General features: G+C 66.5%; 17 protein-coding genes. 5 read left to right on the top strand and 12 right to left on the bottom strand.

Annotated features, from left to right (window positions below; all coding sequences use genetic code 11):
- Positions 1-66: 66 nt before the first annotated feature.
- From ACIA75_RS09455 to ACIA75_RS09445, 3 genes are all read right to left on the bottom strand, one after another.
- The gene (locus ACIA75_RS09455; RefSeq protein WP_397101840.1) at positions 67-264 is read right to left on the bottom strand and encodes a hypothetical protein; all 198 of its coding nucleotides are present in this window, start codon (positions 262-264) and stop codon (positions 67-69) included.
- A gap of 139 nt (positions 265-403) precedes the next feature.
- Positions 404-607, bottom strand: coding sequence for a ferredoxin (locus ACIA75_RS09450; protein WP_397101837.1), 204 nt, complete (start codon positions 605-607; stop codon positions 404-406).
- Positions 608-619: 12 nt separating this feature from the next.
- Positions 620-1,810 (bottom strand): cytochrome P450, encoded by a 1,191-nt coding sequence (locus ACIA75_RS09445; protein WP_397101834.1) that lies wholly within the window; start codon positions 1,808-1,810, stop codon positions 620-622.
- A gap of 224 nt (positions 1,811-2,034) precedes the next feature.
- Here ACIA75_RS09445 and ACIA75_RS09440 point away from each other — a divergent pair, with 224 nt between their 5' ends.
- From ACIA75_RS09440 to ACIA75_RS09425, 4 genes are all read left to right on the top strand, one after another.
- Complete coding sequence (locus ACIA75_RS09440) at positions 2,035-2,742, top strand: helix-turn-helix domain-containing protein (RefSeq protein ID WP_397101832.1); 708 nt, start codon at positions 2,035-2,037, stop codon at positions 2,740-2,742.
- A 184-nt stretch (positions 2,743-2,926) separates the two neighbouring features.
- Entirely contained in the window at positions 2,927-3,526 is a 600-nt protein-coding gene (locus ACIA75_RS09435) for a TetR/AcrR family transcriptional regulator (protein WP_397101829.1), read from the top strand.
- A gap of 146 nt (positions 3,527-3,672) precedes the next feature.
- Positions 3,673-4,173, top strand: a complete 501-nt coding sequence (locus ACIA75_RS09430; RefSeq protein ID WP_397101827.1) for a hypothetical protein — start codon at positions 3,673-3,675, stop codon at positions 4,171-4,173.
- A 150-nt stretch (positions 4,174-4,323) separates the two neighbouring features.
- A complete protein-coding gene (locus ACIA75_RS09425) occupies positions 4,324-5,877 on the top strand; it encodes an AMP-binding protein (protein WP_397101825.1) in 1,554 nt (517 codons plus the stop codon).
- A gap of 166 nt (positions 5,878-6,043) precedes the next feature.
- Here ACIA75_RS09425 and ACIA75_RS09420 read toward each other — a convergent pair whose 3' ends face one another.
- The 9 genes from ACIA75_RS09420 to ACIA75_RS09380 form a co-directional block, all read right to left on the bottom strand.
- A complete protein-coding gene (locus tag ACIA75_RS09420; protein ID WP_397101822.1) occupies positions 6,044-6,841 on the bottom strand; it encodes an HAD family hydrolase in 798 nt (265 codons plus the stop codon).
- Between the two features lie 221 nt (positions 6,842-7,062).
- Positions 7,063-9,036: an Hsp70 family protein gene (locus tag ACIA75_RS09415; RefSeq protein WP_397101820.1), complete on the bottom strand. Its 1,974-nt coding sequence runs from the start codon at positions 9,034-9,036 to the stop codon at positions 7,063-7,065.
- Between the two features lie 414 nt (positions 9,037-9,450).
- On the bottom strand, positions 9,451-11,040 hold the full coding sequence (locus ACIA75_RS09410; RefSeq protein WP_397101817.1) for an FAD-dependent oxidoreductase: 1,590 nt from the start codon (positions 11,038-11,040) through the stop codon (positions 9,451-9,453).
- 16 nt (positions 11,041-11,056) lie between these two features.
- Positions 11,057-12,076, bottom strand: a complete 1,020-nt coding sequence (locus ACIA75_RS09405; RefSeq protein ID WP_397101815.1) for a diiron oxygenase — start codon at positions 12,074-12,076, stop codon at positions 11,057-11,059.
- A gap of 230 nt (positions 12,077-12,306) precedes the next feature.
- Positions 12,307-13,302: a sulfate/molybdate ABC transporter ATP-binding protein gene (locus tag ACIA75_RS09400; protein ID WP_397101813.1), complete on the bottom strand. Its 996-nt coding sequence runs from the start codon at positions 13,300-13,302 to the stop codon at positions 12,307-12,309.
- Between the two features lie 94 nt (positions 13,303-13,396).
- Positions 13,397-14,203: a sulfate ABC transporter permease subunit CysW gene (cysW, locus tag ACIA75_RS09395; RefSeq protein ID WP_397101811.1), complete on the bottom strand. Its 807-nt coding sequence runs from the start codon at positions 14,201-14,203 to the stop codon at positions 13,397-13,399.
- Positions 14,200-15,039 carry a sulfate ABC transporter permease subunit CysT gene (gene cysT, locus ACIA75_RS09390; protein WP_397103433.1) on the bottom strand — a complete coding sequence of 280 codons (840 nt, stop codon included), beginning with the start codon at positions 15,037-15,039 and terminating at the stop codon, positions 14,200-14,202. The genes cysW and cysT overlap by 4 nt, the downstream gene beginning before the upstream one ends.
- A gap of 84 nt (positions 15,040-15,123) precedes the next feature.
- Positions 15,124-16,146, bottom strand: coding sequence for a sulfate ABC transporter substrate-binding protein (locus ACIA75_RS09385; protein ID WP_397101809.1), 1,023 nt, complete (start codon positions 16,144-16,146; stop codon positions 15,124-15,126).
- 133 nt (positions 16,147-16,279) lie between these two features.
- Positions 16,280-16,489, bottom strand: a complete 210-nt coding sequence (locus tag ACIA75_RS09380) for a hypothetical protein (protein ID WP_397101807.1) — start codon at positions 16,487-16,489, stop codon at positions 16,280-16,282.
- An 82-nt stretch (positions 16,490-16,571) separates the two neighbouring features.
- On the opposite strand from ACIA75_RS09380, the gene ACIA75_RS09375 reads away from it, so the two are divergent.
- Positions 16,572-17,234 (top strand): class I SAM-dependent methyltransferase, encoded by a 663-nt coding sequence (locus tag ACIA75_RS09375; RefSeq protein ID WP_397101805.1) that lies wholly within the window; start codon positions 16,572-16,574, stop codon positions 17,232-17,234.
- Positions 17,235-17,273: the final 39 nt, after the last annotated feature.

Genomic DNA, 17,273 nt, shown 5'->3' with positions numbered 1-17,273 from the left:
GCTTCTGGGACCATTCTGGCAATACCTCACGGGCACGCTGCGCCACCTCTTCCGGGCCTGACTCGCTCATACACTCACCAAGGACGAGCGGTCGATAAAAACACCTCGGTTCGCCAGTTCCGGCGGCGCCGAGACGAATGCGGCGATATCCAGGCCCGGCATGGGCCGGCCGAGGATGTCGTCGATGACGAACCAGAATCGCGCCAGGAACCGGTCAGGGGAGGCGGCCCAGCTGGGGACGGGGAATTCGGCACGAGGGCTCACGTATTCGGCTCTACCGCCCAGCAGTGCGTCCCAACGGTGGTCGCCGACGGCTTCGGGTTCATCCCCGACAGCCTGGCGAATTATCGAGGGAGCACGCGGCTGACAGGCCCACGGTCGGCACTGCTGCGGGTGCGGCTGTTCATTCACGAGGGTGGGCAGCAGTTATCGCACCCGCCGGGCACGCCTCCACTGCTCGTAGCAATCTTGCGCGCTGGTCTTCGGTCACCGCGTCGGCCAGCACGACGACCTTGCCCTCGACTGTGTCCTGGTCGAACATATCGGGTGCGTTCAGTGCGCACATTCCGCCGCCGATGCAGTACTCGCGCGTGACTTCGATTTCCATCCGTTCGACTCCTCACCAGGTGACCGGAAGCGTGTACACGCCGTAGATATCGAGGCCGTGGCGCAGCGGCACCTCCTCCACCGGTACGGCAAGCCGTAGCGTCGGAAACCGGGAGATCAATGCGGGCAGTGCGACGCGCATCTCTACGCGCGCGAGTTGCTGGCCCAGGCATTGGTGTGCACCGTGGCCGAAACCGAGGTGACCGACAGGGTTGCGGCGGATATCGAGGGTGTCGGGATCGTCGAAGCGTAATGGGTCGCGGTTGGCTGCCTGTAGGGACAACGCCACTGTTTCCCCGGCGGCGACGATCTGTCCTTCGAGTTCGATGTTCTCGAGGGCCGCACGAGCGCTGGTGTGCACGATGCTCAGGTATCGCATCAGCTCTTCGACGGCCTGGTGGGCGAGTTCGGGTTCGGTGCGCAGTACGGCACGTTGTTCCGGGTGGCGCAGCAGTGCGAATGTCCCCAGTGCCAGCATATTCGCGGTGGTGTCGAGTCCGGCGCCGAGAAGGAAGGCGCCGATTCCGGCGAGTTCCTCGTCGGTGAGATCGGTGCCGGTGAGCTCGCTGAGCAGGTCATCGGTGGGTTCGGCGCGCTTCGCCGTCACCAGACTGCCGATGTAGTCCTGCATTTCCGCATATGACGCCAGGGCCTCCGCGACGGTCACGCCCACGCCGCTCGCCCGGACAGCGAGTTGCCGGAAAAGGGTTCGATCTGCGTACGGCACACCGAGTAGCTCGCAGATGATCAGCGCCGGGATCGGATGGGCGAAGCGCTCGACCAGGTCCAGCGGGCCCCCTGCGTCCTCCATAGCCTCGAGATGCCAATCGGTGATCGATTCCACCCGCTCGGTCAGCAGGCGCATCCGGCGCACCGTGAACTTTCCGGCGAGGAGTTTCCGGTAGCGGGTGTGCTGCGGCGCATCGATGCCCGTGAGGTCGCCGACCGGCGCCGACGGCAGATCCGTGCCGACATCGGCCAGCGGATAGTGGACCAGCTCCGTGCGGGAACTGAAGCGGGAGTCCGACAGGACAGCGCGCGCGGTGGCGTAACCGGTGGCCAGCCAGCCGATGTGTCCGTCGGGGAACTCCATGCGGGCCAGTGGGGTTTGCTCGCGCAGCCGGGCCAGCTGGACTGGCGGAGCGAACGGGCACCCGCCCGGATGGTCGGTCGGCAACTGCACGGGGGATGAGGTGGACGTCATGGTCGCGAACCCTTCATTGTTATTCAGGATATTACGAAGGCTACGTTGCGTTCATAAAAGTTCCAATAAAAATTGTCATGAGTATCTGCATTTCAGCAGCAAATAGGATGTATCTGAATTGCAATGATCATGAGGGTCAATGCAATTACTGCAGGCAATCGTTGCAATGATATTGGCTTTGAATGCATACTCGATCAATGGTGGAGGACAGAAGGAGCATCGATATGCCAGGAGATCGACTGACGCAGGACGATCGCCAGCGGATCGCTGCCGGACTCGCGGCGGGGCTGGCCTATGCCGAGATTGCTCGGCAGCTCGGTCGTCCCACTTCCACGGTGAGCCGCGAGGTTGCCCGAAACGGCGGTCCCGGGCGATACCGCGCAGAACGCGCTCATCGCGCGACCACGGCGCGCGCCCGGCGCCCGCGGCGGCCCTTGTTCGAAAGCCGCTCGGCAAATACCGGGAACGAGGACGAAGCCGTCACCGCGTATGCCGCCGAACTCACCGAACTGTTCACGCGGACGGGCTTCCCACACATGAGCGCGCGTATCGTGGCCTACCTCTACATCACAGATGCGGGCAGCAGCACCGCCGCGGAACTCTCCCGGCAGCTGCGTGTCAGTCCGGCGTCGGTCTCCACCGCCGTCGCGTATCTCCAAGGACAGCGATTGATCCAGCGAGAACGCGATCCCGGTACTCGTCGTGACCGCTACACGCTCGACGATCAGACCTGGCATCGTGCCACGCTGGCCAGTATCCGGACGAACGATCTTCTCGCTGAGGCTGCCGTGCGGGGTGCTGCCCTGATGGTTCCCGGATCTCCCGCGGGTGCTCGTTTGCAGGCCATGGGACGATACCTCGGCAGCGTCGGCCGCGATATGGAACGCTCCGCTGCCCGCTGGCGCGAGTTCCTCGAGCCGTCCTCGCGGTGACGACGCCCACCACCGAGTCCACGCGGGCCGGTGTCCCGGGATCCGTTTTCGGAAAGTGCCGCCGCAGCCACCCAGCGATGTCATCGCACCTGCCCCGGCGATTCGGGTGCCGGTGCTCGTCTGTGAGGCGCGCTTCCGTTCACGTATTTTGGTAACTCAACTGTGCTAACATAATCTTGTGCCGATGTTGATCGACCATGACCAGCGGCGGACTGAGTTGGCCGCCGCGGTCTGGAAAGTAATCCAGCAGAAGGGCGTCACTCGGGTGTCGCTGCGCGCCGTGGCCGCCGAAGCCGGATTGTCGACGGGATCGTTGCGCCATGTCTTCCCCACCAAGGCCGACCTGCTGGCGTTCTCGATGGAGCTGGTACACCAGCGCTTCAGCGCCCGCGCCGAAAAGCACAACACCGAACAGAGCCCTGATCTCGTGGCCTGGCTGTGCGAACTGTTGCCACTGGACGACGAGCGCCGACTGGAGATGGACGTCAACCTCGCCCTCTTCGCCGAAGGCGGCGCCGGCCCGCAGTCGCTACACATGAGGGAGAGCACAGCCACCGGCATCCATGAAGTCTGCCGGCACGCTCTGCGACATCACGGCATCCGCGCGCACCTGCGATCCGACCTCGATCTCGATTGGGAGATACCGCGACTGGCTGCGCTCATCGACGGCCTGGCGCTTCAGCTACAAGCGCGGACTGCACTACTCACCCCGGAGCTCGCGGTACGGATACTGCGAGACCACACCGATGGACTGCGCCCTCGCCAGCCGGACGCTTCCCCCTGAACACGCGCCGCTGCCGGCAACGAGCCGGACACACTATCTCTGGAGCAACAATGGCCTGCCCGCCAACCCATGCACACCGATCCCGGATCGCCACCACCTGGCACCACGCTCCCGCCCCGCTCCACTGGCTGACCTGTTGTGGTCTCGTGAGCATCGTCGCGCTCATCGCCTTACCGATCGTCATGACCTTCGACCGCGCAGGCGTCGAAGCCACTATCGCGCAAGCAAACCCGGATTCGACGTCCGACCAGATGGAATTCGCCTGGATCGCCTCACTGGCCTATACCTACATCCTCCATCTCGCGAACGTCGCCGTCTTCGTCTGGCTCGGCTGGAAAACTCTGCTCGGCCGACGATGGGCACGGGTTGCGTTGACACTGCTCCTGGTCTTCGTGATCTGCGCCGCGATGGTCTCCGCCACAGCCGGCTCCATGTACCTCTGGGCGGTCGCCGTCGGACATCTGACACACTCGGCAGCATTGGCGTTGTTATGGATACCGCCCTCAGTGCGCGCATTTTTCCGCACCAAGCCCGCACATGACAGCGATGTCCGCCGCCCCGCCTCGTCGTGGGGACGATCCCGCCGAGAACGTCGGGATCGTCCCGTCCAGCGCCATAATCGCCGCGCAACACATTCCCGAGCATGACGCCGAGATGCTGGTGGTCCCGCATCTCACCACCATGATCGCGAACGACCGGCAGTGGCGACCGGTCCTCGCGCTCGCGGAGCTCATCGCCGCCGATGGCCGGATTCGTTGGCATCATCACAAGTAGAAATTGGTGGCAGACTTCGGTATATGAACGAGGCTCCGGTTCCCACCATCACCTGCGGCGCCCGCGTCCGCGCGCAACCCGATGCGCACGACCGAGCCGGACGGCTCGCTGCCGCGCTCGCCGGGGCGGGTGTCGAGCGGGGTGACCGGGTTGCGGTCATGGCGCGCAACGATATCGAGTTCCTGGAGATCTCGCTCGCGATCGCCGGCTGCGGCGGCAACCCGGTGCCGATCAACACCCGCTGGCGGCCGGCGGAGGTTGCCCATGTGCTCGGCGACTGCGGGGCCCGGCTCGTGATCGCGCACACCGAGTTCGTGCCCGTCGTCGAGGCTGCCCGCGAGCAGATCAGTAGCGATGTGCCGCTGCTGGAGGTGGCGATGCCCGAGGAGCTGCTCGCCGAGGCGGGTTTGGACCGGAATCTGGGGCGGCCCACCGGGCGCCACCCCTTGCTCGAGGAGTGGATCGATTCCCGGATCGAACCGCTGGGGTATATCGACGGGGCGATCGCCGACTCGATGGGTTTGATATACACCTCGGGTACCACCGGCGCTCCCAAAGGCGTGTTCCGGGAGCGGATGACCCCACACCAACTGTTGTCCATCGCCGGGGGCACCGCGCAGCGGATGGGGTTGGCGCCCGGCGGGCAGATGCTCGTCGCGGGGCCGCTGTATCACACCAGCCCGAACGCCATCGCCGTGCTGGCGCTGCGGATGGGCACGGATATCACGATCATGCCGCGCTGGAACTCCGAGAAGTTCCTCCAGCACATCGACCGCAAGCGGATCCAGCAGGCCAAAGTGGTGCCCACCATGCTGTCGCGGCTGCTCTCACTGCCCGCGGACGTCCGGGCCCGCTACGACGTCTCGAGCCTGACCCACTTCATCCACTCCGCCGCCCCGTGCCCACCGGCGGTGAAACGAGCCGCGATCGACTGGTTCGGGGATGCGCTGTGGGAGTTCTACGGGAACACCGAAACGGGAACTGTCACCTGGATCTCGGCGTCGGAGTGGCTGGAGCATCCCGGATCGGTCGGCCGGCCCGTCGACGGTTCGGCGGTACTGGTCGCCGACGAGCACGGGAACACGCTGCCCGCCGGCGAAACCGGTCGCGTGTATGTGCGTGGCGCCGACTACTGGCCGCGGTTCACCTACCTCAACCGCGGCGCTCCCGAAAGCCCCGTCGAGGGCATGATCTGGGTGGGCGACCTCGGCCACCTCGACGAGAACGGCTGGCTGTACCTGTCCGGCCGCTCCAGCGAGATCATCATCCGCGGGGGTGTGAACATCTACCCCACCGAAATCGAAAATGCGATCATGGCGCTCGACGGCGTCGAAGACGTCGCGGTCCTGGGGCTGCCCGACAGCGGTGACCTCGGTGAGGCCGTCACCGCCTACGTCCTGGCCCGGCCCGGCGCCGTACTCGATCCCGGCGGCATCCGCGCCGCGCTCCGCGACCGGATCGCCGACTACAAGGTGCCCGCCGCAGTTCACCTCGTCGAGGAGTTGCCCCGGGACGACTCGGGCAAGGTGTACAAGCGCCGGCTACGCGAACATGCGGCCGGCACGACATCCGGATAGATAGCCGCTGTTCGAGGCAGTTCATCCTGGTCACAGCACCCGCGAGATCGACCCCCGAACCCGGCTCGGCCGAGGCCGAGTGGGATCGATACGACACCGCGGCCACCGGCGCCCCACCGCTCCCGGCCCGAGCCGCCGGGGTGCCGCAGAGAGGGGGTGTCGGTGTTCAGAAGAATCGTTCCAGGACGGCGGCCACCCCATCGGCGGTGACATCGGCGGTCACCTCGTCGACGATCGCGTGCAGCTCGACCGGCGCGTTGGCCATGGCGACCGAATGCCCTGCCCAGGCGAGCATCTCACGGTCGTTGAACCCGTCGCCGATGGCGAGGGTGGCCGCACGCGGGATATCGAGCGCCCGGCGCAGCCGCTCCAGCGCCCATCCCTTGGACACTCCCTCACGGGAAATGGTGAGCCACGGGCCGAATTCACCGTAGACCCAGCTGATATCCGGGACCGCCAGCGTTTCCAGCAACCGGCGCATCTCGGTTACCGAACCCTCGGGCCACCAGCAGTTCAGCCGCGGGGTGGGCACGCTGCACAACGTGTGGTGGTCGACCACCACATAGTCTCCGCCGATGTAGTACTCGCCGGGGCTCATCCCCGTCGCCCAGACCCCCACCCCGACCTGCTCCGCAGTGAAGATCATGTCCGGGAACAGTTCCCGCAGCGCCGTCACCGCCGGTTGCGGATCGAAGGCGTGCACGGCTCTCGGCTCGTCCTCTTCGATATCGATGTGCACCGCCCCGTTGGAACATATGGCGTGCCCCCGGATCAGGCCGAGTTCCGCCAGAACCGGCCGGGTCGACACCACCGTTCGTCCGGTACTCACCACGACATGCGCCCCATCGGCGATCGCGGCACGAACCGCCGCCGACACCCGGTCACTCACCGGCGCACCGGTTTTGAGCAGCGTCCCGTCCACATCCAATGCAATAAGCCGCGGTGGGCCCCCGTCGATATCCACACCGCATATTCTCCCGCCGACCGCAATCCGCGGTACCGGATTTTCCCGGATCGGGTTGCCATCCCAGGCCAGCCGACTGACCAGCCGGTTCCCCTGCAGCGCGTATTCCCGTCGACCAGTTAGCTCCAATCGTCCGGGACGGGTCCGGATGCCGGGTGATCGGCGTCGTGCCGGGTAGCGACCATTGCCTCAGGGGCTTCCCCGCCGAGCTGAGCGCGAGGTCAGTTGTCGGATCCCCCACCCGACGACTTACCTCGCGAACCCTTACCTCGGGACGGCCCTCCGTCGCTGCCGGAGGAACTGGAGCCGCCGGAATCCGAGCCCCGGGACTTCGAGCCGCTCGAGGTGTCGGAGCCGCCGGAGTCCGAACCACCACCGAAACCACCGAAACCGCCGGAGTCACTGTTCGACGACCCGCCGTTGTCCGAGCCGCCGAAACCACCCGAGTGACCGCCGAAACCGCCGGAATCGCCCGAATCCGAACCACCCGAGTCGCCTCCGAAACCACCGGAACCAAAACCACCCGGCTCATCTGTTCCGGGTCCATCGTCTCCGGACCCCGGCCCGGCGCTGTCACCGGAATCGCCCGGCGCCGACCAGCCGCCGCCCGGCCAGTCCCCACTCTCGGACCAACTTCCGCCCGGTACCTCCGGCGCCGCGGGGGCACCGATATCCGGCAGACTCGGCAGCTGCCCGTAGTCGTTGCCCGAGCCCTCCTCCCCTCCGTCGGTTTCCCCGCCGGATTGTTCACCGGGTGGATTCAGGACGGGTGAATCATCCGGGCCGGGCGGATCCGGGAGCTGACTTCCCGGGGTTTCGGCTTCGCCGGATTCCGTGTCGTGCCGAGCCGGGATATCGGGGTGTTCAAAGGGAATCGGGTTGTCGAATCGGGCGGGGTTGCTGTACTTGGATTCGGGCCCGGTATGCGAATCCCCGGGTGCGTTGTGGGTACCGGTACGCGCCGGACGGTCCGTGCCGGGTTTCGCGGGTTCCGCCGGGGCCCCCGGCATGGACGGCCCGTACTGCCGCGATACACCCGCCGGAGCGATCTGCGCCGGGGCGTCCAGCGGCGCGTACGACACACTCCATCCGGCGCCGGAGCGTTCCACCTGCGCCTCTCCGTGGATTTCGTACAGCACCGCGCCCGGCATCTGCAGCGGCATCCGGTCCTGGTCCGGGCGTGCGGTATCGGCGGCGCCGTTGCCGAGGATGGTGGCCGCCGACATGGCGACCGCGGAGAACACCGCGGCACCGGAGAAGATCGGCGCGTGCTTGACGCGGGACGAGGACGCGACGGCAACACTTTCCGCGGCCATACCGGCGGCGCCGAGCGCGACGCACTGCCCGGAATCGGCGGCGATCGTCACCGGCAATCCCAGTTCGGCGAGTGTTTCGGCGACCTGCGGCGGCCGGGAGGCACCGCCGACGACCAGCACGCGGTCGATCTCGGAGAGGGCGACACCGGCCGAGCGGACGGCCGACCGCACCACTTCGAGCGAATCGCGGATGTGCTCGCGACGCAGGCCTTCGGGGTCGACGAAGGACATCAGCGAAACGGTCCCGGTTTCGGGTTCGGCCGGGCCGATCGCGCGGTCACCGGCGCACCGGGCGATCATGGCGCCGAGCGGCCGGGCGCCGAAATCGTAGGAACGCACCGGCTTTCCGACCACGGGATGATCGGGCCAGTCCATCCCGGTGCGCACCACCGCCACGTCGAGGCTGTTCCCGCCGAGGTCGTAGACCAGGACGAAGCCGGTCTCGAGCGGGCCGTATTCGGTATCGAGCCAGTGCGCGGCGGCCACCGGTTCGGGAACCAGCTGGACGTGACCGACACCCGCGAGATCGAGGCTCTGCCGGAGCAGATCGAGTTGTTTGGCGCTGTAGCCGGCTGGGTGAGTGGCCACCACTCCGGTCGCGGGTTCGGCGGCGACCAGCCCCTGCACCACCGAGGCGAAGATCGTGGCAGGCGACCAGATCCGGCCGTCCACGTACACCGATTCCGGATTACGGCCGAGGTCGGCGAATTCGTTGACCGCCGTGGAGAATCGGGTGATTCCGCCGAGCCGGGCGCTGCCCCGGCAGTCGAAGCCGACCGCCGTCCGCCGTGTCCGCACCACCGGCCGAGGCTCGCGCTCACCGACCCGCGCCGAGACCACGTTCACCGTGCCGATGCTGATACCCAGCCCAGAAGTCATTTGCCATCCCGTCAACGCACCGAGACCACGTCCTGCGAAAGAGCCATGGGCGCGGTCGTTTTCCAAACAGCGACCACAGGTTAGCTGCAACAGCCCGGATAAATCGAATAATCGGAGATGAAAGATGAAGTTACGGAACAAATCCCCGTTCGAGCCGATAGAAACAAACCGGCAGTCCAATTCGCCCATCGGCCGTAAAATAGTTCTGAACTGCAGTTTTGATACAAATACACAGGGACACAGGGTTGTCCGCCGCCTTGTCCGCGCGTAAGCCCCGCTGACGCCACAAGACCGGCCCGGAAGCAACTACCCACCGGTAACCGATCAATAGCTACCGATGGTTAATTCGAAGCACGCAAACGAAGTCCGCCCGCCCGGTACACGACCGGACGGGCGGAAAACTGGAAGATAGCCTCAGGCTCGGCTGAACAACCGGCGCACCGGTTTACCGGTCCGCGTCACCGCGCCCGCGGCACGGGCCTCCGGCCGGCGCTGCCGCAGCAACCGATCGAACGCCTCGGCACTGCCCGCAGGCTCGGCCAGCCGGCCGGCATTGAAATCCGCCGCCAGCTGCTGCACGGTCTCCTGGGCACAGGACTTGTTGGTCCCGATGAATCCGGTGGGACCGCGTTTGATCCACCCGGTGACGTACGCACCCGGGACCTCCGCGCCGTCCGGACCCTCCAGCACGCGACCGGCCCGGTTCGGAATGGTCCCGCGCTGTTCATCGAACGGCAGACCCGGTGTGGGCACACCCCGGTAGCCGACGGAGGTGAGCACCAGCCCGGTCTCCAGGAGATCGGTATCGCCGGTGGTCACCGCGCGTATCCGGCCGTCGTCACCCGCCACCAGGTCGGTGCGGTCCACCTCGATACCGGTCACCGTATCCGGTCCGAGGATCCGGCTCGGCGCGCTCTGGTAACGGAAGACGATCCGCCGCCGCTGCCCGAACGGCCGCTCGGCCACCCGGTGCAGCAGTTTCAGTTTCTGTTCCACCTGATACGGGAGATCGGCGGTGAGCGGCGGCAGGTCACCTTCGATCGCGATATCCACATCGGCGCCCAGCAGACCGACGAATTCCGGGACGGTGAACGCCGATTCGGCGGGACCGCGCCGGCCCAGCACCACGACCTCGCGCACCTTGCTACGCCGCAGCGCGTCGAGGGCGATCGGCGAGATATCGCTCCCGGCCAGCTCTTCCGGATCGGTCGTCAGAATCCGGGCCACGTCGAGTGCGACGTTGCCGTTGCCGACGACGACCACCCGGTGCCGGGACAGGTCGAAATCATGGTTCAGATGATCGGGATGCCCGTTGTACCAGGCCACGAAATCGGTGGCCGAGACGTTCCCGGCCAGACCCTCACCGGGGATACCGAGCTTGCGGTCGGTGGAGGCACCGACCGCGTACACGACCGCGTGGTGATAGGCGAGCAGTTCCTCGTGCGATACATGCTTGCCGATCTCGACATCGAAGTACGAACCGAAGCCGGGCTGCCGCGACATCACATCGAAAAGGTCGGCGACCTTGCGGGTTTTCGTGTGATCCGGCGCCACGCCGTAGCGGGCCAGTCCATAGGGAATCGGCAGCCGGTCGAACACGGTCACCCGGACATCCGGCTGGGTGAGCAGTTCGTCGGCGGCGTACATGGCCGAGGGTCCCGAACCGACTACCGCGACCCGCAACGGACCGCGGCCGGCGGTGTGGATCGGCGGCGCCGGAACCGGTTGCGCGAGGATCGGACGCGGCCGGGCCTGCCGATAGAAATCGGCGTTGATCTCGATGAACGGCATCTGCTCGTCGGTCAGTTTCTTCGACGAGGTGATGGCGTCCACCGGGCAGGCCGAGGCGCAGGCGCCGCAGTCCACGCACGCGGCCGGGTCGACGTAGAGCATCTCCGCGGTCCGGAAATCCGGTTCGTCCGGGGTCGGGTGGATGCAGTTCACCGGGCAGGCGTAGACGCAGGAGGCGTCGCTACAGCACGACTGGGTGACGACGTAGGGCATCGAGTGGTTCCCGCCCTCAGGCCGCTGCGCCGGTGACGCTGCGCAGCGGTTCGGACCGGTACCGGGTGCTGTGCCCGGCAATACCCAGCATCTTCCAGACCCGCTTGGCGACCGGGTTCATCAGCCCAATCTCCTGGGCCAGGGCCCGGACGTCGCCGAAGTAGTCGCTGAAGGTCTGCTTCGCTTCGGGGGAACCGTAGAACAGTTCCTTGCGCACGCTCTTCGGGATATCGAATTCCTCGAAGAAGGTTTTGGGCGGGGTCGCGATGGAGCGGCCCAGGATCCACATGATCAGCGGCATCGCCAGCGACAGCACGAACTTGTTGCGGCGCGAAGACTCCGGCACATGCTGCTTGAGGAATTCGTGCGCGAACGAGATGTGCCGGGCCTCCTCGGCCACATGGATGGCCATCACACCGCGCATGATGGGATGCACTTCCTCGCCGGAGCGCAGGATGTCCTTCTGGATGTGGTCGATCGGCTCTTCACCGGCCAGCACGGCCATGAAGAACAGATTCGGGAAGGCGACCGCGACCGGTACGGCGAGGTGGCGCAACTGACGGACCAGCGGCCCCATCCCGGGTACATCGACGCCGATCCGGTTGACCATCTCCTGGAACATCAGGGTGTGGTTGTGCTCCTCGATCATCTCGTGGGAGCAGTAGCGGAACTCCGGGTCACCGTTGGGCAGCCCGAAAACGTGCTGCATCATGCCGCTGATCAGGATGGCCTCGAACTGCAGGCCGACCTTGGCGACATTGGCCTGCCGGTACTTGCCCAGTTCGATCTTCTGCTGCTGCGACAGGGCCTGGTACCAGGGGTGACGGCCGAGCGTATCCGCCGAGACGGGCAGGATCCACCGCTCGGGCCGGGCGTTCACGTCGAAGTCCGGATGATCCCAGTCGATATCTTCGAACGGATCGAAATGCCGGTTGACCGAGCCTTCCGACAGCAGCAGCAGCTTATCCGCGTACTCCTGGGCCTGAGCGACCAGCTGGTCGTCGGAGACCGTGGTGGCTGAAGACGTCATCGTCATGCCTCTCGTCAATGATTCCGGCTTAACTGTTCCCCATGGTTACAGCTAAAACGGGGTACGTCAACACGACGGCCCGCCCAGCCGGGTCACAGTCGATCAGTGATCGGCATCACCGCAGTTCAGAGCCAATATTGCGAACCAGGACCAGCCGGCGGCGAACAGTTCGGCCGCCGCCGGGTGGTCTCCGCTGAGAACGCTCTGCGTTATGTCCGGTCACAGATACCCGGCGCCTATGCCAGCGGCAGGTCCGGGATCCGGGTGGCCCGGGCGTAGACGGTCTCTCCCTCCGCCAGCCGCAGTGCCTCGGCGTCACCGCGCGTGACCTGCGCGACGAACAGATCGCCGGTCGCGGCGTTGCGCATCTCCACCCGGACCTCGAAACCGAGCCGCACCACCCGCTCGACCGTCGCCCGGGTGACACCCGCCGACTCCGCCGTCCCCTCGTACGCGGCCAGCGCCATATTCGCATCCCGCCCGACCCGGATATCGTGCGGCCGGACCAGATGACCGTTGAGCCGCGCCACCGCGCCGAGGAATGTCATGACGAACTCGCTGGCTGGGCGATCGTAGACATCCTCAGGACTGCCGACCTGTTCGATCCGGCCGGCGTTCATCACCGCGATCCGGTCCGCGACATCGAGGGCTTCCTCTTGGTCGTGCGTCACCAGAACCGTGGTCACATGCACTTCCTCGTGCAGGCGGCGCAGCCAGGTGCGCAGATCCGCGCGCACCTTGGCGTCGAGCGCACCGAACGGTTCGTCCAGCAGCAGCACCTGCGGGTCCACCGCCAGCGCGCGGGCCAGCGCCATCCGCTGGCGCTGACCACCGGAGAGCTGCGCCGGATACCGGTGCTGGAAGCCCTCGAGTCCGACGATGCCCAGCAACTCGTCGACCCGCTTCGCAATCTCGCTCTTGGGTCGCTTGCGGATGGTCAGGCCGAAGGCGACATTGTCGCGGACGGTCATATGTTTGAACGCCGCGTAGTGCTGGAAGACGAAGCCGATATCGCGCTTCTGCGGCGGCACATGCGTCACATCGCGGCCGCCGATGGTCACCACACCCGCATCGAGGTTCTCCAGCCCGGCGATCGACCGCAGCAGCGTCGACTTCCCGGAACCGGACGGGCCGAGCAGCGCCGTCAGTTCACCGGAGGGGATATCCAGACTGACATCGTTCAGAGCGGCGAAAGAACCGTAGTTCTTGCGCGCGTTGGTCACGGTGATCATGGGCAGCCTCCGGCATACACAGTGGCGATGTCTTCCTCGAAGCATGGGTCATGCGGTCGGCGGAGGCCGCAGCGAAGGCGGAGGTATCGCACCATCAAGACGTCTCCCGTTTACGTTCCAGAAGCGTCATCAACAGCAGGGTGATGAGCGCGAGACCCATCAGCAGAACTGCGGCGCAGTACGCGCCGAAATCGTTGTGATCGTTGATATAGCGTTCGTGCACCAGCAGCGTCAGCGTCTGCGAGACACCGGGAAAGCCGGAGGAGACCATGATGACGGCGCCGAATTCGCCCAGCGCACGCGCCACGGTGAGCACTACACCGTAGGTGAGGCCCCAGCGGATCGCGGGGACGGTGATCCGCCAGAAGGTCTGCCACCGCGAGGCGCCCAGCGTCGCGGCCGCCTGTTCCTGATCGTCGCCGATCTCGTGCAGCACCGGTTCCACCTCGCGCACCACGAACGGCATGGTGACGAAAACGGTCGCGAGCACCATGCCCGGTAGCGCGAAGATCACCCGGAAACCCCACTCGGTGACCACCCCGAACCAGCCGCCGACACCCCACAGCATGATCAGCGCGACACCGACCACCACCGGCGATACCGCGAACGGCAGGTCCACGATCCCCTGCAGCAATCGCCGGCCGGGAAAGTTCCCGCGCACCAGCGCCAGCGCGATCACCACCCCCAGGATCACGTTCACCGGCACCACGATGATCAGGATGATCATCGACAGGTTGAAGGCGGAGATGGCGGCCGGTGTGCTGATCTGGTCGACGAACGCGCCGATCCCGTGCTCGAACGCCCGGTACAGGATGATGCCCAGCGGCAGCACCAGCAGGACGAACAGGTAGCCGAGCGCGAGCACACGCAACGTCACCCGGCTGGGTGCGGACAGTTTCATCGGGCCTCGCGTTCCTTCCGGGCCGTACGCTCGGCGAACACCCGCAGTACCAGCAGCGCGACGAACGCGATCACCAGCAGCGCCACCGAGACCGCTGCGGCGTTCACCGGCCGGTCGATTTCGATCTGCTGCTGGATGTACTGCGAGGCGACCTGCGTATCGCGCGGGATATTGCCGCCGATCAACACCACCGAACCGAATTCACCGATCGCGCGGGCGAAGGCCAGCCCGCCGCCGCTGATGATCGCGGGCGCGAGGGTGGGTAGCACGATCCGCCGGAAGGTCGTCCAGTTGTCCGCTCCCAGCGACAGCGCCGCCTGCTCGACCTCCCGGTCCGCTTCGATGAGCACCGGCTGCACCGAACGCACCACGAACGGCAGCGTGACGAAGGCCAGGGCGACCACCAGGCCGGGCTGGGTGGCGTTCAGATGGATATCGACCGGGCTCTTGGGCCCGTACAGCGCGAGCAGCACGATACTGGCGACGATGGTGGGTAACGCGAACGGCAGGTCGATCAGCGCGTTCACCAGACCCTTGCCCGGGAAATCGTCGCGCACCAGCACCCAGGCGATCAGTGTGCCCATGACGACGTTCAGTACCGCGACCACGATGGACACCAGCACCGTAACCCGCAGCGAGGCCAGCGCCAGTGGATCGGTCACCGCACCCCAGAATCCCGACCAGCCGTCGTCGAACGCGCTGAAGGTCAGCGCGGCCAGCGGCAACAGCACGATCACGCTGAGCCAGAGCATGGCGGTGGCGATACCGAGCGGGCCCACCGAACCGGTGAACCGCAACCAGGAACCGAGCGGCCGGCGGGTGGGTTCGTCACGCACCGCGGCCCCGGCGGGCGCGGTCTCGGTGTCGGGGCTGCGTTCGGTCACGAGTATCGAGTATCGCGTGTGGTCCGGGTCACCCGGCTACTCGGTCGCGTTGTTGTAGGCCACGGCGATCGAACCGGTGTCGGGGGCGAACAGATCTTCCTCGACCGTCTCCCACCCGCCGAGGTCCGCGACGGTGTACAGCGTGACCGGTTGCGGGAATTCCGCGGCGTATTCGGCGGCGACTCCCGGATCGACCGGCCGGAAGCCCGCCTCCGCCCAGGCCCGCTGCGCGTCGGGGGTGTAGAGGAAATCGCGGAACGCGAGAGCCTTCTCCGGATGCTGGGCGTGCTCCAGCACGGCCACCGGATTCTCGATCTGGAATGTGGTCTCCGGCACGATATGTTCCACCGGATCGCCGTGCCGCTCGGCGAAGATCGCCTCGTTCTCGTAGCTGATCAGGACGTCGCCGGTGCCCTGCAGGAAGGTCTCGGTGGCCTCCCGGCCGGATTTCGGCTGCACCCGCACACGGGTGAGCATCTGGTTCAGATAGTCGATCCCGGCCTGCGGATCCCGCCCGCCCGCGCTGGCGGCGGCATACGGGGCCAGCAGATTCCATTTCGCCGAACCGGAACTGAACGGGTTGGGGGTGACCACCTCGACATCCGGGCGCAGCAGATCGTCCCAGCCGCGGATGTTCTTCGGATTCCCCGCCCGCACCACCAGGGTGACCACGGAACCGAACGGGATGCCCCGGGTGGCGTCGGCGTTCCAGTCCGGATCCACCAGTCCGGCGTCCACCAGTCGCGTGATATCGGGTTCGAGGGAGAAGCTCACGATATCCGCGGGGGCGCCGCGGGCGATCTTGCGGGATTGATCGGCGGAGGCACCGTAGGACTGCCGCACTTCGACGCCGGAGCCCGCCTCGGTCTCGTTGAAGGCCGGCACGACCTTGTCGTAGCCCGGTTTGGGGATCGCGTACGCGTACAGATCGACCGTGCCCCCGCTCCCGTCGGCGCCACCGCCCCCGACCTCGTCACTGGAACCACCCGCACATGCGGTCAGCAGCACCGGCAACGCCGCCAGCGCGGCGAGCAACCGGCGACGACCGGTACGGGGCATCCTGGACCTTTCTGCGCGCGAACCGCGCCGGCCCGGTCCGGACCGACCTGCGGGGATCACAGGGTCAACAGCCAGGCGATGACCACCAGCACCAGCAGCGCCGCCAAGGCAAGCTGCACCCGTGAGCGCGGCATCAGCCCACCTCGCTTCCGGTCTCGCGATCGGCGTCCGTTTCGTCGCGGCCCAGCGCACCGGCCGCCAGCGACAGCGCCCGGTCGATCAGGTAGGCGATACCGAAACTGATGGGGACCATGCCCACCAGCACCACGAGGAATTGCGGGATGAACGGCAGCCCCGCCACCCACAACTCGAACCCGTCCCACCAGCCGGCAATACGCTCCACGACGACCAGCGTAGAACACCGCGAACCGGGCACTCCCGGCCCGTGTTGACCTCAACCCCGCTAGAGGTTGCAGGCTGAAGTCATGACTCAGTCCACCGAGGTATGGAACTCCGCCTACGACAACGACACCGCGCCGTGGATCATCGGCGAACCACAGCCCGCGATCCTCGCCCTGGAACGCGGCGGCCGGATCGGCGGCCGCGTTCTCGACCCCGGTAGCGGCGCCGGCGAACACACGATCGCACTGACCGCACGGAGTTATGACGTGCTCGGTGTCGACCTGTCCCCCAGCGCCGTCGCCTACGCCCGCCGCAATGCCGCGGCCAAAGGGGTACCGAACGCTCGCTTCGAGGTCGTCGATATGGTCGCCCTCGCGGATTCGGCCGGCCACACGCTCGGCACCTTCAACACCATCGTCGACAGCGCCCTGTTCCACGTGTTCATGGAAGACGACGAGGCCCGGGCCGGGTACGTCCGCGCCCTGCACATGCTGTGCGAACCCGGCGGGTACGTGTACGTTCTGGCGCTCTCCGATACCGAACCGGGCTTCGGGCCCCGCATCGGTGCCGGCCTCATCCGCGACTCCTTCGCCGGGCCGGGCTGGGAGATCGAAGAGTTGCGGCCGGACAGCTACTACGGGCGGATCACCGAATCCAACGCCGAACAGGCGCGCGAACTGGAAGCCGATGGCGAGGGCAAGGTCGAACTGGCTGCCTGGCTCGCCCGGATCCGCCGCACCGGATAACGGTGGTGGACGACTCGGGGTCCGGCGACACATCATGGT

Origin of the sequence: Nocardia sp. NPDC051750 (assembly GCF_044453135.1) — a bacterium.
In the GTDB taxonomy this organism is placed as follows: Bacteria; Actinomycetota; Actinomycetes; order Mycobacteriales; family Mycobacteriaceae; genus Nocardia.
This window is presented reverse-complemented; position numbering and strand designations above follow the sequence as displayed.

Coding starts and splice junctions, on each gene's coding strand:
- ACIA75_RS09450 (WP_397101837.1), bottom strand. CDS start 607: ATGGAAATCGAAGTCACGCGCGAGTACTGCATCGGCGGCGGAATGTGC.
- ACIA75_RS09445 (WP_397101834.1), bottom strand. CDS start 1,810: ATGACGTCCACCTCATCCCCCGTGCAGTTGCCGACCGACCATCCGGGC.
- ACIA75_RS09440 (WP_397101832.1), top strand. CDS start 2,035: ATGCCAGGAGATCGACTGACGCAGGACGATCGCCAGCGGATCGCTGCC.
- ACIA75_RS09435 (WP_397101829.1), top strand. CDS start 2,927: ATGTTGATCGACCATGACCAGCGGCGGACTGAGTTGGCCGCCGCGGTC.
- ACIA75_RS09425 (WP_397101825.1), top strand. CDS start 4,324: ATGAACGAGGCTCCGGTTCCCACCATCACCTGCGGCGCCCGCGTCCGC.
- ACIA75_RS09415 (WP_397101820.1), bottom strand. CDS start 9,036: ATGACTTCTGGGCTGGGTATCAGCATCGGCACGGTGAACGTGGTCTCG.
- ACIA75_RS09410 (WP_397101817.1), bottom strand. CDS start 11,040: ATGCCCTACGTCGTCACCCAGTCGTGCTGTAGCGACGCCTCCTGCGTC.
- ACIA75_RS09405 (WP_397101815.1), bottom strand. CDS start 12,076: ATGACGATGACGTCTTCAGCCACCACGGTCTCCGACGACCAGCTGGTC.
- ACIA75_RS09400 (WP_397101813.1), bottom strand. CDS start 13,302: ATGATCACCGTGACCAACGCGCGCAAGAACTACGGTTCTTTCGCCGCT.
- cysW (WP_397101811.1), bottom strand. CDS start 14,203: ATGAAACTGTCCGCACCCAGCCGGGTGACGTTGCGTGTGCTCGCGCTC.
- ACIA75_RS09385 (WP_397101809.1), bottom strand. CDS start 16,146: ATGCCCCGTACCGGTCGTCGCCGGTTGCTCGCCGCGCTGGCGGCGTTG.
- ACIA75_RS09375 (WP_397101805.1), top strand. CDS start 16,572: ATGACTCAGTCCACCGAGGTATGGAACTCCGCCTACGACAACGACACC.